This is a genomic window from Vibrio hepatarius, from assembly GCF_011806575.1.
In the GTDB taxonomy this organism is placed as follows: Bacteria; Pseudomonadota; Gammaproteobacteria; order Enterobacterales; family Vibrionaceae; genus Vibrio; species Vibrio hepatarius_A.
This window is the reverse complement of the sequence record NZ_JAATOO010000008.1, coordinates 15,539-34,460: the sequence shown is the minus strand read 5'-3', so window position 1 is coordinate 34,460 and position 18,922 is coordinate 15,539. Positions and strand designations below refer to the sequence as shown.

Here is an 18,922-nt window from a genome sequence, read left to right as displayed (position 1 = left end):
TCGATCGCCTTCCCTAAAATGCCCTCATCGTTCGTAAACACACGTCAAATGAGGGCAAGCCTAACAGGAAAAGAAAGGGTTAGTGAGCTTCGCTACCTAGTTCAAGCAAGGTCGCATTACCACCCACTGCTGTTATATTTATTGTTCTCGTACGCTCAGTAATAAAACGAAGCGAGAGGTGAGGATCCAGCGCTACAGGGAGAGCCGCCAGATCCGTTTCTGAAACAAGGCCAACAATCGCGCCTTCACGTTTCGCTAGCTGACGGTTGATATTCAGCTCAACCTCAGGTTTACCAACGTAACCCACACTACGTACGTCTTGCTCAAGCAATTGATGGTAAGCATCAAGAGGGGCAAACTGTACTAGGTTCATTGGTAAAGAAGACTGCATGTATGCAGCTTCAAGTTTTTCACTCAGTGTTACGTCATCACTGCATAAGATAACGGTGTTGCCGGCAATTAACGCTGCGGTAAGCTGCGCGACTGCCGATTTCTGAGCTTGCTCTGATACATCGTCTTGGATGATAAGAGCGACACCGCGACCTGCGGTGTACAGTTCATTGGTTTCACCAGTTGGACCAACCAATTGATGCGTTTCAGCCAGTAGCGCTGACGCCTGAGCAATATGGTAAGAAACAACCGAAGCCAATGATGGCTGAGCTTTTTGCAAAGCCTTTTTCAATGCGAGTAAGCACTCGCTTTTTGATTCAAAGCTGGTGAGGTTCCAGTTTTCCCACGCCGAAAAAGCATCAGAAAAAAGAGTTACTTGATGAACCATGATATTTCTCCTTGCCTACGGATTAAGAAAACTGAGTTTGAGTGAAACGGAATAGGTAGTGTGGACCACCCGCTTTCGGGCCAGTACCAGACAGACCTTGTCCACCAAATGGTTGTACGCCAACCACCGCGCCCACTTGGTCACGGTTGATGTAGCAGTTACCTACTCGCGCGTGTTTCTCAATCCAGCGGTAAGTGGTTTCGTTACGGCTGTGGATGCCCATAGTCAAACCAAAACCTGTGTTGTTGATTTGCTCTACCACTTGATGCAGTTCGCTCGCTTTGAAGCGTACGATATGCAGGATTGGACCAAACTGTTCTTCTTTCAGGCAAGAAATATCACGGATTTCAAATGCGCTTGGCGCAACGAAATCACCGTATTGATGCTGTTCACCTAACGTCAGCTCTGCCACTTTCTTCTCGGTCGCCGTCATATGTTCAATATGCTTAACCAGTTTGGTTTTTGCCGTATTGTCGATCACTGGGCCAACGTCGGTTGAGTGCAGGTAAGGCTTACCCACGCTCAGCTCGTGCATTGCACCTTGAATCAGCGCAACGATGCGGTCAGCGATGTCTTCTTGCACGTACAACACACGCAGTGCACTACAACGTTGACCTGCAGACGCAAATGCCGAACGAATCACATCACGTACCACTTGCTCTGGTAGTGCGGTACTGTCGACGATCATTGCGTTTTGACCACCCGTTTCAGCAATGAACGGCACAGGCGCTGCGTCACGAGCGGCTAGAGTTTGGTTGATGCGTTGAGCCGTCGCGGTTGAACCTGTAAACGCCACACCCGCAATGGCAGCGTGAGACGTGAGTGCGGAGCCAATTTCAGCACCGCGACCCGGCAATAGTTGAATCGTACCTGCAGGGAAACCTGCTTGGTTCATCAGTTCCACTGCGCGAGCTGCGATTAAGCTGGTTTGTTCTGCCGGTTTCGCAACAACGGTGTTACCCGCCACCAGCGCCGCAGTCACTTGACCAAGGAAGATAGCCAGAGGGAAGTTCCATGGGCTGATACAAACAAATACGCCGCGACCTTTGCGAGTGACGATACGCGCTTTGCCGTCAAAACCATTGATCGCCAGCTCACCCAGCGCATCGACTTGCTTCGCGTAGTAGCGACAGAAGTCTACCGCTTCACGCACTTCATCGATGCTGTCGTGAATGGTCTTACCCGCTTCCTGGTGGCATAGTGCAACCAACTCAGCAAGGTTGTCTTCGAGCAAGTCAGCAAGTTTCTCTAGCTTCTCTGCACGCTCTACCGATGGCGTTGCTTGCCACGCTGCAAAGGCATTCTGTGCACCATTGATTGCTTCGGAAACATGATCAAGAGTAGCAAAAGCCACCTGACCAACCTGAATACGGCGGTCGTATGGCGCTTTAACATCTTCTACATTGATGCTTTCCTTGATCATGCTTTCGGCAAAAGATTGACCGTTGATGATAGGTGCAGCAACCCACTGCTTATCCATGAAGCTTTCAACTTGCGCTTCAAATGGCTTCGCTTCGCTTTCGATGTCGACATTGACGCCAATTGAATTCTTACGCTCAGGGAATACCGCTGGCGGAAGTGGAATACTGGTGTTGTTCTTGGTTTCAAATGCATTCAGCATATCAACCGGATGTTGAGTCAGTGATTCAACTGGACAACGCGCATCGACCAGACGGTGAACAAACGAGCTGTTGGCACCGTTTTCTAACAAGCGACGTACCAAGTAAGGCAGCAGGTCTTTGTGGCTACCAACCGGCGCGTAAATACGTACCGATTGTTTGTGAATGTCCATTACATGGTTGTAAAGCGAATCGCCCATACCGTGTAAGCGTTGGAATTCGTAATCTTTATGTTGCGCCATCACCGCAATGGAAGTAACGGTTTGCGCGTTGTGGCTAGCAAACTGCGGGAAGATGTTTCCACGTACGTTTTCGCTCAGAAGGAAACGGGCACATGCAAGGTACGCGACGTCAGTCGCTTCTTTACGTGTATACACCGGGTAGTTGTCGTAACCCGCTTGCTGAGACCATTTCACTTCGCTATCCCAGTACGCGCCTTTTACAAGACGAAGTGGGATAAGATCACCTTGCTCTTTCGCAAGACGGTTTAGCCATACCAATACTGGTAACGCACGTTTTGAGTATGCCTGAACCACCAGACCAAACTTACCCCAGCCTTTTACAAGTTCGCTGCGGTACACTTTCTCAAACAGTTTCAACGACAGTTCAAGACGATCTGCTTCTTCCGCATCAATCGTGATCGCAACATCCAGCTCAACCGCGCGACGCAGTAGTTGTTGCAGCGTGTCGTATAGTTCAGTCAGAACGCGTTCTTCGTTCGCCACTTCGTAGCGTGGGTGAAGAGCCGAAAGTTTGATAGAAACCGAAGGCGCTGGGCTTGTATCTTGACCGTACTGGTCACGGCCGACCGCTTCGATTGCCATTAGGTAATCTTTGAAGTACTTGTTCGCGTCCGCTGTGGTTAGCGCCGCTTCACCAAGCATGTCGTAAGAGTAAGTGAAACCTTTGTCACGCATTGAACGACCGTTCTTCTGCGCTTCTGCAATGCTGCGACCCAGTACAAACTGGTGTCCCATCACTTTCATCGCTTGGTGCATCGCTTGGCGAATCACCGGCTCAGACATCTTGTTTACAAGACGGTTAACCGCGCTTACTGGGCTACGAGATTCTGCTTCAGAAAGACCAACCACTTTACCTGTTAGCATTAAGCCCCAGGTTGAAGCGTTTACAAACACAGAATCTGAGTTTTTCAGGTGGGATTTCCAATCTGCAACCGTCAGTTTATCGCGGATCAGTGCGTCAGCTGTTGCAGCATCTGGGATACGCATCAACGCCTCTGCAAGACACATCAACAAAATACCTTCCTGAGTATCCAGGCTGTATTCAAGTAACAACGCATCGATCATTTGAATCGATTTCTTGTCCGCTCGAATCGCTTTAATCAGGTCAGTTGTTTTGTCAGTAATCTGCGCCTTCTCAGCGTCAGTTGGCATTGCCAAAGGAAGTAATTGGTCAAGCCATTGTGATTCATCCACCATGTATAGTGGAGAGATCAATGACCACAGCTTATCAAGCGGCTGCTCGACAAACTCGGCATTCAACACATCAGTTGCTGTAAACATGCGTTTTCCTCAATCTCACACCTGAAAATAGATCAGGTTTTTTACAATGGCATGCAGTGTATTTTGAGCGCGAGAGGATTACTTGTCAAAAACTCCGAGTCTTTTGCTAAAAACTCTGATTATTAACAAAACAAACACAGAGTCACATGCAAATAAGCAAAATATTGTATGGTTTTGTTTTCACATTTAACCAACTTGTTTCTTATACAAAGAAGGGGAAACACCCTGAATGCGGGAAAAAGTGTGAGTAAAGGTACTTTGGCCAGAAAAACCGGTCAGCTCCGCGACTTGCCCTAGGGAAAGATTGCCTTGCGCGATCAGTTGTTTCGCCATATCGATGCGCTTACCTAGCACGTACTGGTGAGGCGTAATACCCATTTGCTCTTTGAACAGGTTGTGGAATTGGCTTTCACCGAGGAAGACACTACCAGCCAATTGAGCCACCGAGATCTTCTGGCTTAGATGCTGTTCAATGTATCGGTCGATGGCTTCGAGGTCGAAGCGGGATTCTTTGCGGATAGTAGCAAATGCCGACATATGTCGCTGTAGCAGTGCGATCACCGTATCGTTACAGGCGCGGCTGAGCAGTTGGTCTTCTGGATTCGATTGCATCTCGGATACTAACATGCGGATCAGTTTTTGAATTTGCCCGTCGAGTTGGAAGTAAGTATCACGCTGATTGAGTTCATTCAGCTTTTGCAGCATCAGTGGGTCATCGTCAGACGGAGCAGGAAGGTTGAGTACCAGAATATCCGACTGACCAACAACGCCACCGAACGCGTGGTCGGTTTCCGAGGTCACCACACACCCCTGCCCCGGACCAATAAAGTTGCCATAGCCACTGACTTCAAATTCCGCCTGTCCTTTTAGGCCGATAACAATCTGCGTGTAGCTATGATCATGACAATCCATGTACGAAGGTAAAGTGATCAATTCTGCGGGTCTTGGCAGCCGCAACTTGGCTGGTTCTGATGGTGTTAGAAATTCAGGAGGAAGATTCATTGTGACCCACCCATTAGGATTGTACTCAGGGGCAAATGGTATAACAAAAGTATAGATTACCGAAACACTCCTTCGACAGCTTGCTAACTCGGCTAAATTTTCACCGCAGATCCAATAAGAACGGGAGTTAGCAGCATGTTAAAGGCGCGATCAAACTCCCCGGAACAATGATCAAGTGCACATTATTTACGGTGAATGTCACTTCTACTCAACATCCAGCAACAAAAATGCTCACAGGCTGGCTTTGGACTACAGAGCTCTAGGGGGGCTGATTTGATATTTGCCTTACGCCGTCAGCCAGAGCCTGACTTGGCATCAGTTCTAGCGGAGATAGACAAAGCTTCTTAATCAAACCTTAGAATTCAACCAGTTAGTTAATACAGAGGCATAAGCGGACAGTTAGACGGAATGATACCCTTGATCATGCTTTCGTAAATTGTCTTGGCGATTGGTGAAAACATAGCGCCCCACTATCAAACAACGATAACAAAGAGGCATCTTCAATGGCTGATTACAATGTGCAATCAAACACTTTTCTTCAATATTACAAAAGTAACAGGGGGGATTTCCCCCCTTTCTTCTTCATATGCACCCAGTACAATCGTTCGCGAGCTGTTCCGGTACGAGCAGCTTGTGGTATCTATTGATACGTCTATGCCCTGCTCGCAGGGTTCATAGAGCCTCTTCTACACATTATCAAGAGTAAATCTTGTATTTGCCAGCCACTCTCCGGTGCCTGGCATTTTTTTATCGTACAACCTCCCGATATTCGCTAGAATAAGCGCACTGTTCCATGAGGCGCATATCAGAAAGTGAATCCGCAGTTACTCTCTATCATCGACCAGCTTCCCGGATACTGGGGCTGTAAAGATACTAATTCTGTTTTTGTCTACACCAATCAAGCTTACGCCAATCTAGTTGGACTCGAATCCGCCGAGCAATCCATTGGCCTCAATGATTTCGATATCCCGAGTCCGACTTCTAAATGTGCCCAAGACTTTAGAAACCAGGATGTGTTCGTGATGGAGAAGCGTACCAGCCTCAAGGTACTGGATATTCACCCATACCCAGACGGCCGCTGGCGAGCGCATATTTTTACTAAGACACCTTGGTTGGACGATAACGGCGAAGTGATCGGTACGATTTTCTACGGTCAGGATTTGTCGGATACAGCGATTTTGGAAGTGGGACACTGGATTTGCCGCGCGACTGGCCTACCAACCAGTCAAGCCTTAACCATGCGCCCAAGCCAGCGAGATAAACCGCTTAACCTAACACCAAGGGAATCGGAAGCGCTGTTTCTACTGCTTTACGGCAAGAAGCCGCACTACATAGCAGAAGCGATGAACATCTCGATCAAAACACTGGAAAGTCACGTCGCACGTTTACGGGCAAAATTTGGTGCGCACACCAAAGCACAGTTGGTTGATATGGCGTTAGAACAAGGGTGTGCGTCTTACATTCCACCAACGCTGCTAAAAACGCAAATTTCGGTGGCACTGAATAGTGAATACGCCGCATAAAGCGGCGTATTGAGCAAGTTATGGCGCTAGGCGGTCAATGTCCCAGTGACCGTCGTCTTTAGAGAACAAGAATCGGTCATGCAGACGGTGTTCACCACCTTGCCAAAATTCAATCGACGTAGGTTTGATTCTGAATCCACCCCAGAAACTAGGCACAGGAATCTCACCTTTTTCAAACTTCTGCTTAAGTTCGAGGAATTTACCTTCCAGCACACCACGTGCGGAAATGCGGCTACTTTGTTTACTGGCAATCGCCGCAAGTTGACTCTCTTTTGGTCGCGATGAAAAGTATTTCATGTTCTCAACCATCGACAGCTTTTCTGCCACACCCGTAATGTGCACTTGGCGCTCTAGAGGATGCCACGGAAAGTGAAGGCTTACTTTCGAGTTACCTTCAATCTGATGCGCTTTTCGGCTACCTAAATTGGTGTAAAACACAAAACCATCTTGGTCTACGTGCTTTAGCAGCACAATACGTTGAAATGGTTGACCAGTGTTATCGACTGTCGCCACTGTCATCGCAGTTGGGTCGGTTAACTTGGCTTCAACCGCTTGCTTCAACCAAAGGTCAAACTGAGCGATAGGATCTGGCAGAAGATCTTTTCTTCTCAGGCCACCTTTTGTGTACTCACGGCGAATATCTTCAAGTTCCATCTTATCTCCTCGCTAATTTTTTGGCTGATTGTGCGCCCAATCAACCTAGAACTCAAGTGCCTACCTCTTCAGAAAAGCTACACTCAACCTATTAATTGCACTGTTTCGTGATTAAAACGACTTCAAAGCACTATTCTAACAGCAAGTTCTTAACATTTTTTGTAGTCAGTAATAAAATCAATTAAATAACTTCTATTCACAAGGATCATCAATGAGTAAGAGCAGCTATAACAAGCTTACTCCCTCCGAGTTAGAGTATGTCGACGATAAAACGGCTGCGCTACTGCTAAATACCCCAAACAATGCAAGATTGATGCTTTGGGTAATGGTGATCTTTTTTATCCTCGCCGCAGGATGGTCTTCTTGGGCTCAAATCGACAAAGTGACTGTCGGTCAGGGTAAGGTTGTACCGTCTTCACAAGTGCAGGTTGTACAAAACCTCGAAGGGGGCTTAGTCAAAGAAATTTTGGTGAGAGAAGGCCAACAGGTACAGAAAGGTCAGCAACTGCTTCTTATCGATGACACGCGCTTTCGCTCAGACTTTCGTGAACGCGAGCAACAAGTGGCGAATTTAAAAGCCAATGTGTATCAGTTGTCTGCGTCTATGGAAAGCGTCGAAATCCATGAAGAAGCGCAAGCAGAGCAGTGGCAAAAAAATGTGGTACTCAATGTCGAGAAGCTCGATTTTCCTGAAGAGTTTGCCCAAAACTACCCAACATTGGTCTCTCGCCAACGTGCTGAATATAGACAGGACCTGAACAAACTGCGCAATGAGCTTTCACTTATTGACCAGCAGGTAAAGCAGAAGCGACAAGACTTGGTCGAAATTCAGGCGAGAGTGCGTAACTTACGCGACAGCTACCGCTACGCACGCAAAGAGCTCGAAATAACCAAACCACTTGCTGACGAAGGTGTAGTACCAAGAATTGAACTGCTTAAGTTGCAACGCCAAGTCAACGATACGCGCCGCGAACTGACTTCGAGTGAGCTCAAGATCCCGGTGTTGGAGTCGGCGATTCGTGAATCGGTGCTAAACCGTATCGACGTGGCGCAAAAATTCCGCTCTGAGCAACAAGAAAAGCTCAACCAAGCACAAGACAAGCTCTCGGCACTAACCGAGTCAGCGGTCGGCCTAGAAGACCGAGTTAACCGAACCATTGTTACCTCGCCAGTGACGGGAACAGTAAAAACACTCAACATCAACACAGTCGGTGGCGTAATCCAACCAGGGATGGACATTGTAGAAATTGTACCGAGTGAAGATACCTTGTTGGTCGAAGCGAAAATTGCCCCACAAGACATCGCATTCTTACGTCCAGACTTACCTGCGATCGTCAAATTTACTGCCTATGATTTTACCAAGTACGGTGGTTTGGAAGGCACGCTTGAGCACATCAGTGCCGACACCACAACAGATGAAGAAGGCAACAGCTTCTATTTGGTTCGAGTTAGGACAAAAGAGACAAGCCTTAATAAAGATAGCTCTCTACCGATTATTCCAGGTATGACCGCATCGGTGGATATCATTACGGGTAAGCGAACCGTAATGGAATACTTATTAAAACCAATTTTAAGTGCGCGTAACAACGCCCTCAAGGAGTGACAAAAACGCTATGAGACCACACACCTGTTTGTCCCGACTGTGACTTAACGTCAGATGAAATACGTACTTGCGGTTCTACTGCTGTTAGCAGCACCGACAACCTCGCTTGCGCTTAACTCCCAAGAGCAGCGTTGGGTGGATGCTGTGCGCAATACTTACGGTGATAGAGCAGGCCGCAGAGTAGAAACTTGGCGACAAAAAATGTCGGATTACAGCGGCTTGTCTGAAAGCGAAAAACTCACCCGAGTGAACAACTTCTTTAACCAACTGAATTTCGTCAACGATGACCAGCTATGGGGAAAGAATGACTACTGGGCGACCCCACTTGAATTCCTTGGCAGTAACGCCGGCGATTGTGAAGACTTTACCATCGCCAAGTATTTCTCGCTGCTAGAGCTGGGCGTGTCAGATAAGAAATTGCGCCTTGTGTACGTTAAAGCGATCGAATTAAATCAATTTCATATGGTTTTAGCGTACTATGCGACACCAAGTTCAGAACCGATTCTACTCGATAACATTAACCCGGAAATTATTCGCGCATCTAAGCGCCGCGACCTGCTGCCGATATACAGCTTTAATGGTCAAAACTTGTGGTTAATGAAGTCGAAACAAGGACAGTTGGCAGGAAAGTCATCTCGCTTAAGTTTATGGAATGACCTTCGCGCCCGTGAAAAATCACTCAAACTACAGAAACCCATTATCAATTATGATGAGTAGGCAATATGACATTATATAAACAACTTGTCGCTGGCATGATTGCGGTTATTTTGATGCTGTTGATTTCGGTCTTTATCATCGAATTCAACACCACGCGCAATAACCTCATCCAGCAACAACGCTCGGAAGTAAACAACACCATCAATACCGTGGGCCTTGCCCTTGCACCTTATCTTGAAGATAAGGATACGGTGGCGGTGGAGTCAGTCATTAATGCGCTGTTCGACGGCAGTAGCTATTCTGTAGTGAGACTGATTTTCCTCGACTCAGGTGAAGAAATCATCCGTACATACCCGGTACAACCGATTGATGTACCTAAGTGGTTTACCAACCTAAATCTATTCGAGCGAATCCATGACCGCCGTGTTGTCACGAGTGGTTGGATGCAGTTAGCAGAAGTTGAAATTGTCAGCCACACTGGGGATGCCTACACCCAGCTTTGGTCGGCGTTTGAACGTCTGCTCATTGCTTTCAGTTTCATCATGTTGATTGGTCTTCTGGCTATTTCGTTTATCTTGCGCCGAGCACTGCGCCCGCTGCAGCTTATCGTGACCAAAATGGAACAAGTCGCGCGTAACCAGTTTGGTGACCCATTGCCACGCCCAGCGACTCAAGATCTTATTTACGTGGTAGACGGCATCAACAGCATGTCTTCTCAGCTAGAAAAGTCGTTCAAAGCACAAGCAAAAGAAGCGCAGCAATTGCGTGAACGTGCTTACATTGACCCGGTATCCGGTCTGGGTAACCGTGCGTACTACATGAGTCAATTGAACTCATGGCTAAACGAAGGCGGGATCGGTGGCGTTGCGATTCTTGAAGCAAGCTTTATCCGCGAACTGTACGAAGAGAAAGGGTACGAGGCGGGTGACGGCAAAGTTCGTGAATTAGCCGACCACCTTAAAGTGTCGTTAACTTCGCCAGGATTGGTCTCTGCGCGTATTTCGACCGAAGAATTTGGTTTCATTTTGCCGAACATGGACGATACCGAGCTTAAGCTTATGGCCGATAGCATCATCACCTTCGTTCAAGACATCAACGCTGATCCAACAGGTATGGCGACATCCAATGTTGCTCTTGGTGTAGTACACAGCGAAGAGAAGAAAAAGACGGGCGAAATCCTTGCTATGCTGGATAACGCACTGGCAAATGCTAAGACAAATCCAGAGCTGACTTACGGTTACCTCACCGACTCCAACAGCACGACCATCAAAGGTAAACAGCAATGGAAGAACTTGGTGGAAGAAGCGATCAGCAACGATTGGGTTACGTTCCGTCTTCAGGCGGCGAACAACAGTTGGGGTCAGCCATACCACCGCGAAGTCTTCTCTGCGATTGAAAAAGATGGCGAACGCTTCAGCGCTAACCAATACCTGTTTGCACTTGAGCAACTTAATGCCAGCCATATTTTCGATGAATACGTTATTGAGTCGATGGTCAAACGCATCTCTGCTGGTGGCGTTAGCGAACCACTGGCGATCAACATCGCGCAAAGCAGTATTTCTCAGCCGAGCTTTATCCGGTGGGTAGCGCAACTGCTTAACAAACACAAAGATGAAGCGCCGTTACTGCATTTCGAAATCCCAGAAAGCTGCTTTATCAACTCTCCACACCACACTGCACTGTTCTGTAACGCAGTTCGTGCTGCGGGTGCCGACTTTGGTGTCGATAACTACGGTCGTCATTTCCAATCACTTGATTACATCAATGAGTTCCGTCCGGCTTACGTGAAGCTTGATTACCTCTACACGCACCACCTTGATGATGAGAAGCAGAAGTTTACCCTCACGTCGATTTCAAGAACGGCGCACAACTTAGGAATTACGACTATCGCATCACGAGTCGAGACACAAACTCAGTTAGACTTCTTGTCTGAGCACTTTATTGAAGTCTTCCAAGGCTTTATCGTAGATAAATAACAGTTCAAAGGTATAGATAGCATGCAGGATCCGCTATTAAATTCGCTTATCTACGTGAGCCGCTACTATGGTTTAGCAAACTCACCAGAAGCCCTGATTAACGGCTTGCCATTGACCGATGGCAAGCTCACGCCGTTTCTCTTCCCTCGCTCAGCCGAGCGCGCGGGATTAGTTGCAAAAGAAAACCGCGCTGAACTGGATAAGATCTCGCAACTGGTACTCCCAGTGGTATTAATCCTCAAAGGGGGCGACGCGTGCGTTCTCAATAGCGTCAATAAAGACACTGGCGAGGCGGAAATTGTCACCGGAGAATCAGGTCTAGTACCGATTTCGATGACCTTGGGCGACCTCAACGAGCAATACACCGGTCGCTACTTTCTGGTCAAAAAACAGTTCCGCTATGACGAACGTTCACCAGAAATTCTCAAAACCAAACAAGGTCACTGGTTTTGGGGTACGATCTGGCAATCTAAGCACATTTACCGTGACGTATTGATCGCTTCAATCCTGATCAACCTCTTCGCGGTCGCCGCCCCGATGTTTACCCGCTTGGTTTACGACAAAGTGGTACCCAATCTTGCGTTTGAAACCTTATGGGTGTTGGCGAGCGGCATCTTTGTGATCTTCTTGTTCGACCTAGTGCTCAAGTTGCTGCGCAGCTACTTTATCGACGTAGCAGGAAAGAAGTCCGATATTCTGATCTCCTCCAAACTGTTCAGTAAAGTGATGGGAATTCGAATGGAAGCGAGACCGCCGTCAGTCGGTGCATTCGCCCGCCACTTGCAAGAGTTCGAATCAATTCGAGAGTTCTTTACATCAGCCACCATCGGTTCGTTGATCGATTTACCTTTTGCGGTGCTATTCCTGCTGCTGATTTGGCTGATGGCCGGCAACATCGTACTTGTTCCAATCTGTGGCGTGCTGATTTTGGTCGTTTACTCGCTGCTGATTCAAGGCCCGCTACGCCACACTATAGAAGAAGGTTCACGCCTCGCGTCGCAGAAGTATGCCAACCTTATTGAGAGTCTCGCCGGGCTGGAAACCGTGAAGCTGTTTGGCGCACAAAGCCAATTCCAGTTCCGCTGGGAAGAAGCCGTGGCGCACATGGCAAACTGGAATATCAAAAGCCGTCGAATCACTGACGGTATCCAAAATACCGCGGGATTTGTCCAACAAGCGTCTAACGTCGGCATGATCATTTTCGGTGTTTACCTGATTGCAGAAGGCGAACTCACTATGGGTGGCTTGATTGCCGCGACGATGTTGAGCGGCCGTGCAATCGGTCCTATGGTGCAATTATCTTTGCTCTCGACCCGCTACAACCAAGCGAAGTCGTCGATGACCATCATCGAACAAGTAATGTCGATGCCGGACGAGCAGGAAGAAGGTAAACGCTACATTCACCGCCCAATCGTTCACGGTAAAATTGAGCTGGATAAAGTGACTTTTCACTATCCAGATTCGCCAATCGCTTCAGTACGTGATTTGAGCTTGACCATCAATGCAGGCGAAAAAGTGGCGATCATCGGTCGTATCGGTTCCGGTAAAACCACACTTGAACGATTAATCATGGGCTTGTATCAACCAACTGAAGGTCATGTGCGTATCGATGACACCGATATTCAGCAACTTCACCATATTGATATCCGCCGCAACATCGGTTGTGTTCCGCAAGATAGCCAACTGTTTTACGGTTCCATTCGCGACAACATCACCCTTGGCCGTCCGTTAGCCGACGATCGCGATGTAATGGACGCAGCAAACCGCGCTGGAGTTACCGTATTTACCCAACAAGACCCAGCCGGTCTGGAGCGTCAAGTCGGTGAAGGCGGTATGTTATTGTCAGGTGGACAACGTCAAGCGGTCACTATTGCCCGCGCACTGTTAGGTCGTCCGCCGGTGTTATTGATGGACGAACCCACCAGCGCCATGGACAACCGCTCTGAAATGCACATCAAGCAGCAGCTTGCTCAGTTAAAATCGACTGAAACGCTGATTCTGATTACACACAAAACCTCGATGCTCGATGTCGTTGACCGTGTGATTGTGATGGAAAAAGGGTGTGTGATTGCTGACGGTCCAAAAGCAGAAGTGCTCAATAACCTCAAACAAGGCAAAGTTCGCGCGGTCAACTAGCCTGTTCTTTCGCAAAAACAGCAGACAAAATAAAAGCCATTCAGATTACTCTGAATGGCTTTTTCTTATTGCTCCATGATTAGGATACTACTTAGCGATTAGTTTGTTGAACAGCTCGCTAGGCCAACTTCTTTCCAAACACCCCACTGACCAGACTTGGTTGGGTCTTCACCCACGTTTGCATACCATTTGTTTTCCCAAACTTTACCAGCCCAGCTCACTTGAGTGCCCGGTGTTGGGTAAGCAATGGTCGCATCCCACAAGTTAGTACATTGGTCGCCGCCAGTGACTTTCTTCGCTACCACAACTGTCGCAGAGGCGGTTGAACTTGCTTTACCGTCACTTACTGTCACTGTGAATGCCAAAGACGTATCTTGTGTGTATTCTGCTGCAACAAAGCTTACTGTTGCGCCGTCAACCACTGCGTCGATGCCTGCTGGAACATCCCAAGTAAAGGTAAGCACGTCTTGATCTGCGTCAGTAGAAGCCGATGCATCAACCACTACCACATCACCCGCGTTAACATTTGCAGGCGCATTGATAGCCGCAACTGGCACTTGGTTTTCAGGTGTTACATTAACTGGGTTCACCGTAACAACAACCGTATCAGACGCTGTCGCACCTTCATTGTCAGTCACTGTCAACTTAAAGGTTAGCGTTTCAACCTGAGTCACTTCTGCTACGTCAAAGCTCGCAACCGCTGCATTGGCGCCCGTTAGTGCTACCGCTGTACCTGACACTTGTTCCCAAGCGTAAGTCGCGATAGTGCCATCAGTGTCTTTAGAAGCGCTGCCGTCTAGGCTTACACTTGCAGGACCAACGACTGTTACGTCCGCACCAGCACTTGCTGTTGGCGCACGGTTCGCAGGCGTCACTGAACCACCAGCTAGACCTTCATGCATCGCATTAAGGATATCGCCGTTGTCCGCATCGATTTCCCACGAGAACAGACCCGCTAGACCAAGACTACGTGCGTACGCGCCTTTCGCTTTCACAGAACGGTCGTCATCGAAAGTGATCAACTCACCCGTTGTGCGGTTCCATACCCAAGGTGCTTCCGCTTGTGCATCGTAACCGTATTCAAAACCATTGATGCCTTGGTTATTCGCACCCAACATGAATGACTTAATGCCTTTGTAGTCGATTACGCCATCTTCCCAAACACCTTGTGCACTCGTACCCGTCAGTTTACCTGTCGCAGTACCTGTCATTGGGTCCGTTGGATCAGTTAGGGTTGCAGGCGTCACACCTTCCCAACCACGACCGTACATGGCTGTACCTAGCACCAGTTTGTTCGCTGGAACACCTTGCGCAAGAAGAAGCTGGATACCGTTGTCAGCTGTGTAAGCTGGACCTTTGTAAGGCACACCGCTTTCATCAACACCAGAGCCATCACACTGACCAGGGCGCATAAACGAGCCACAGTACAACGCGGTCTGGTGACCAGGAACGTTGTTCCAACCGCCGTAGAAATCGTAAGTCATCGCGAAGATGTAATCCATGTACTGGATCGCATCTGCGTAGTTCACGTCTTCAATCTTGTCGTAACCCACACCGATTGCTGACGTTAGCTCGTACGTACGGCCTGTTTCAGCTTCCAACTCATCAAGCATTGCACGCAATTCGCGCATCAATGCAACGTATGCTGGACCATCTTTTACCGGGTCACCTTTATCTGCCGCAGCACCGCCGCCACCAGGGAATTCCCAGTCGATGTCGACACCGTCATAGAACTTCCACGTATTTAGGAACTTCTTAACCGATGCGACAAACGTGTCACGCTTGGTTTTGTCTACAAAATCATAAAATGGGTCTGATAGCGTCCAGCCACCAATGGAAGGAATGATTTTTAGATCAGGATTGCGCTGCTTAAGCGCCATCAGCATTGCGTAGTTACCTTTGATAGGCGAGCTGTATTCATGACCCGCTTGCGGGAAGCTCTTCTGGTAAGCCGCCCAAGGATCGTGGATGACGACTTCGTAATCTGCTACGCCCTGACACGCAGTTTGTAGCGCATTAAAGCTGTTACCACCTACCGATTTCACCGATTCGTTCGGGCCACACACTGGGATAAAACCGTACAGAATGTGCGTCAGGTTATCTGCTGGGATGTTATCTACAGTGTATTCACGACCATAGATGCCCCACTCAACAAAGTACGTACCCACGACCGTATTTGGATCGGTGTTGTATGATTTGTTGTTCGGGTCAACGTTCATTGTTAGCGGCTTCAAGTGAGAACCGTCAGTGTCTGCCACGACGATTTCAACTGGAGCACTGGTGCTACAACCCGTTGCATCACACGCTTCAATGGTCATTTGGTAACGACCGCCTTGAGCGTATTTGAAATTTGCCGTTGTCTGGCTACCAGAGATTGGGCCTGTCGCCACCTCTACGCCATCAAAGTAGATTTTGTAAGTGTCGCCCGTTGTACCACTCCACTGATTAAACGTTACGTTAATATCAGCTTCATCAAAGTACTTAACCATCTGGTTGTAGCCAGAAGTCGTTTCCATCGCGAGTTCGATTTTGGAAAACTGTAAATTGTTCGAGCCATATACATCGACGCTTGGAGCGGTTGGTGCTGCGATCGCAGCGCCAGATAACGCCATAGCGATACTAGCCGCGCACAAAGTAATTCGATTCATATCTATTTCTCTCAATCTTGGAATTTCACTCTGAATTCAGAGCTCAATCTGTCCTTCAATAGCAAAAAGAAGAACATCCCCACCAGTATTTAAGAGAGTCATTCTGAGTTGAAAGCCATAAAAAATGCTTTACGAGCCAAAACGAAAAAACACCTTGTTGTTATCATTTTGTTGCATAACAACTCGGACATTGAGTCAAAATATAATCAATTTTATGCCATTCTCACTTGCGCATTTCTCACTCAAAAATAGTAATAACTTGCCAATTCAAAGTTGAAATAAAAAAAGCCCCACCTAGAAAGGTGAGGCAAACTTAGAGCACAGTTTTAGGAAAAAATATAATTACTACTTAGACTTAAAGCGAGCAGTAAAGTGGCGCAGTACTGGCGGTTCATACTCAAACGTCAAACCTTTCAGTTCGTGGGCGCGTTCTTTGAGTGCAATGATCGCATCGGCGATATAGTCCATATGGTCGTTAGTGTAGACACGACGTGGGATGGTCAAACGCATCAACTCAAGTTCAGAGGCTTTTTGTTCACCCGTTTCCGGATCTCGGCCCAGCAGCAACGAACCGATTTCAACCGCGCGAATACCCGCTTCTAGGTAAAGGGCATTACACAATACTTGCGCTGGGAACTCGTGTGGTGGGATATGCGGCAGAATTTTCGCTGCATCAACAAACACTGCGTGACCGCCAGTTGGGTACTGGATTGGAATCCCGCCTTCGCGTAAGCGCTCACCGAGGTATTCCACCTGGCTAATGCGGTAGTGGAGGTAATCTTCGTCAGCACCTTCATACATGCCGCGCGCTAGGGCTTCCATATCACGTCCAGCCATACCGCCATAGGTCACAAAGCCTTCCATTGGTACACAACGCGTTTGCACCGCTTGGAACAGTTCTTTGTGGTCACGAATACAGCACAGACCACCGATGTTGACCATCGGGTCTTTCTTCGCAGACATGGTCAACATATCGCCGTACTGGTACATCTCACGGATGATTTCTAAGATCGATTTATCTTGGTAGCCCTCTTCGCGCTGCTTGATGAAGTAAGCGTTTTCACAGTAACGAGCCGAGTCGATCACCACTGGAATATCGTTCTTCGATGCAATCTCATACACCGCACGCATGTTCTCCATCGACACAGGCTGGCCGCCCGAACTATTACAGGTCACAGTGGTGATAATCGCACAGATATTTTTTGCACCGTATTGTTCGATGGTCGCGGTCAGTTTCTGCAGGTCGAAGTTGCCTTTCCAGTCATACGCTGTGGTAGTGTCAAAAGCGTGCTTATCGACAACATTGATCGCTTTCCCACCATTGAGCTCGATATGCCCAGCTGTCGTATCAAAGTGATAGTTGGAGATGAATACAGGCTCGGTACCACCACGAACAGCTTTCATACGTTCAATCAAAGCTGGGAACAAAATTTGTTCTGCGCCGCGCCCTTGGTGAGCCGGAACCGTAAGCTTGTAGCCAAAAAAGTGCTCTACCGCTGCACACAGGTTGTAGTAGTTTCGGCTGCCTGCGTACGACTCATCGCCCATCATCAAACCAGCCCACTGGTTATCACTCATCGCGCCAGTACCAGAGTCCGTTAGCAGGTCGATATACACATCATCACTTCTTAATAAAAATGGGTTTAGGCCTGCTTCTGCTAGCGCTTCGACACGATCTTGGTAGGTCGTCATTTTGATTGGTTCTACCATTTTGATGCGGAAAGGTTCTGGGATACGTTTCATGTTTAATTTCCTATAAATACGAGTCTATCTGCGCCAAAAAGCGCATAAAATAATTGAATAAACGAGTTATAACGGTGCGGGAGCACCTAGGAGATTAAACGGCAGCAGATTCTTTGCTTTGCAGAGAGAGGCAGTAGTCTAAGTTATACCATGACGACAACACTGAGCGGCTGTCGTGCATCCAAATGCAATTCATAGCGTTATCCTTTTCGTTGGTGTTAGACGTGAGAGTAATATAGGAGTATTTTTTCTCGGTTACCGTGAAACGTAACGCAAAACTGCGATTATTGGCTAGACAATCGCCGAGTGAAATCGTCATAGCAAGGTTAAATATTGCGATTGTGCGAACAAGGCGATTGCGAAAGTTCCTACAGAAGTGCAAAGTTACCGCACAATAAAAACGGAGAAGATTCCAAAATGAACATGAAGATCTCATCGCTTGCTTTAGCAACGTTATGTTTAAGCGGAAACGCACTTGCCCAAGTTACCGTCGCTGTGCCAGATACTATCGAAGTTCTGGTTGCCAATGGAGAAACACCAAACCTAGAAGGCAGCTTGTTCGACGCACACAAATCACTGGTATTGCCGGATGGCGAAAACCAAATCCTATTCCGTTACAAGCCATACTTTAGCCAAGGTAATGACCGCATCATCGTTGAAAGCCAAGCAGTACTGGCTAAGTTCGACGCAAGCGAAACAGAGCTAGAGTTCCAACTGCCAGAATACCGCAATGAGAAACAAGCAAGGCAGAAACTCGATAAAGAGCAATGGCGCTTACTTGATGACAAAGGCGCGACAGTAAAACTTAAACAAGACCTGCTGCTAAAAGATGGCATGCAAGTCGGCCGTAACTACAAGCAAGAAGTCCTTGAGTACAACCGCCGCGGTGGTGTTGCTTCTGTGTACGAGCCAACAAGCCAAGCAATGCGCAACGCTGCGCCGGGTCAAGCTAAACAAGGCGATACAACACCAGAAGAAATGCTGCATTTCTGGTACCAGAAAGCGGACCAAGCGACCAAAGAACGTTTTAAGCAGTTTGTGCTTGAATCAAAATAATACC

General features: G+C 47.9%; 12 protein-coding genes. 6 read left to right on the top strand and 6 right to left on the bottom strand.

Annotated elements, in window-relative coordinates; genetic code table 11:
- Window positions 1-79: 79 nt before the first annotated feature.
- The 3 genes from HCZ42_RS07985 to HCZ42_RS07975 all read right to left on the bottom strand — a co-directional run bounded on the left by HCZ42_RS07985 (window position 80) and on the right by HCZ42_RS07975 (window position 4,922).
- A complete protein-coding gene (locus HCZ42_RS07985) occupies window positions 80-778 on the bottom strand; it encodes a 1-pyrroline-5-carboxylate dehydrogenase (RefSeq protein ID WP_167420190.1) in 699 nt (232 codons plus the stop codon).
- Between the two features lie 22 nt (window positions 779-800).
- A complete protein-coding gene (putA, locus tag HCZ42_RS07980) occupies window positions 801-3,920 on the bottom strand; it encodes a bifunctional proline dehydrogenase/L-glutamate gamma-semialdehyde dehydrogenase PutA (RefSeq protein ID WP_167420189.1) in 3,120 nt (1,039 codons plus the stop codon).
- A gap of 186 nt (window positions 3,921-4,106) precedes the next feature.
- A complete protein-coding gene (locus tag HCZ42_RS07975; RefSeq protein ID WP_167420188.1) occupies window positions 4,107-4,922 on the bottom strand; it encodes an AraC family transcriptional regulator in 816 nt (271 codons plus the stop codon).
- An 812-nt stretch (window positions 4,923-5,734) separates the two neighbouring features.
- Between HCZ42_RS07975 and HCZ42_RS07970 the strand changes: the two genes are divergently transcribed.
- A complete protein-coding gene (locus HCZ42_RS07970) occupies window positions 5,735-6,445 on the top strand; it encodes a helix-turn-helix transcriptional regulator (RefSeq protein ID WP_167420187.1) in 711 nt (236 codons plus the stop codon).
- Between the two features lie 18 nt (window positions 6,446-6,463).
- Here the strand turns inward: HCZ42_RS07970 and pdxH are convergent, their stop codons facing one another.
- Window positions 6,464-7,099 carry a pyridoxamine 5'-phosphate oxidase gene (gene pdxH / locus HCZ42_RS07965; RefSeq protein ID WP_167420186.1) on the bottom strand — a complete coding sequence of 212 codons (636 nt, stop codon included), beginning with the start codon at window positions 7,097-7,099 and terminating at the stop codon, window positions 6,464-6,466.
- A 211-nt stretch (window positions 7,100-7,310) separates the two neighbouring features.
- On the opposite strand from pdxH, the gene HCZ42_RS07960 reads away from it, so the two are divergent.
- The 4 genes from HCZ42_RS07960 to HCZ42_RS07945 are packed head-to-tail and all read left to right on the top strand — an operon-like array spanning window position 7,311 to window position 13,471.
- Complete coding sequence (locus HCZ42_RS07960) at window positions 7,311-8,702, top strand: HlyD family type I secretion periplasmic adaptor subunit (protein ID WP_167420185.1); 1,392 nt, start codon at window positions 7,311-7,313, stop codon at window positions 8,700-8,702.
- Between the two features lie 54 nt (window positions 8,703-8,756).
- Window positions 8,757-9,419 carry a transglutaminase-like cysteine peptidase gene (locus HCZ42_RS07955; RefSeq protein ID WP_053409257.1) on the top strand — a complete coding sequence of 221 codons (663 nt, stop codon included), beginning with the start codon at window positions 8,757-8,759 and terminating at the stop codon, window positions 9,417-9,419.
- Between the two features lie 5 nt (window positions 9,420-9,424).
- Window positions 9,425-11,335, top strand: coding sequence for a bifunctional diguanylate cyclase/phosphodiesterase (locus HCZ42_RS07950; protein WP_167420184.1), 1,911 nt, complete (start codon window positions 9,425-9,427; stop codon window positions 11,333-11,335).
- 21 nt (window positions 11,336-11,356) lie between these two features.
- On the top strand, window positions 11,357-13,471 hold the full coding sequence (locus tag HCZ42_RS07945) for a type I secretion system permease/ATPase (RefSeq protein ID WP_167420183.1): 2,115 nt from the start codon (window positions 11,357-11,359) through the stop codon (window positions 13,469-13,471).
- Between the two features lie 98 nt (window positions 13,472-13,569).
- Here HCZ42_RS07945 and HCZ42_RS07940 read toward each other — a convergent pair whose 3' ends face one another.
- Both HCZ42_RS07940 and HCZ42_RS07935 read right to left on the bottom strand, forming a co-directional pair.
- Window positions 13,570-16,119 carry a glycosyl hydrolase family 18 protein gene (locus HCZ42_RS07940; protein ID WP_167420182.1) on the bottom strand — a complete coding sequence of 850 codons (2,550 nt, stop codon included), beginning with the start codon at window positions 16,117-16,119 and terminating at the stop codon, window positions 13,570-13,572.
- Window positions 16,120-16,464: 345 nt separating this feature from the next.
- A complete protein-coding gene (locus HCZ42_RS07935; protein WP_167420181.1) occupies window positions 16,465-17,862 on the bottom strand; it encodes a tryptophanase in 1,398 nt (465 codons plus the stop codon).
- A 417-nt stretch (window positions 17,863-18,279) separates the two neighbouring features.
- Here HCZ42_RS07935 and HCZ42_RS07930 point away from each other — a divergent pair, with 417 nt between their 5' ends.
- The gene (locus HCZ42_RS07930) at window positions 18,280-18,918 is read left to right on the top strand and encodes a DUF2057 family protein (RefSeq protein WP_167420180.1); all 639 of its coding nucleotides are present in this window, start codon (window positions 18,280-18,282) and stop codon (window positions 18,916-18,918) included.
- The last annotated feature ends 4 nt before the right edge of the window (window positions 18,919-18,922 follow it).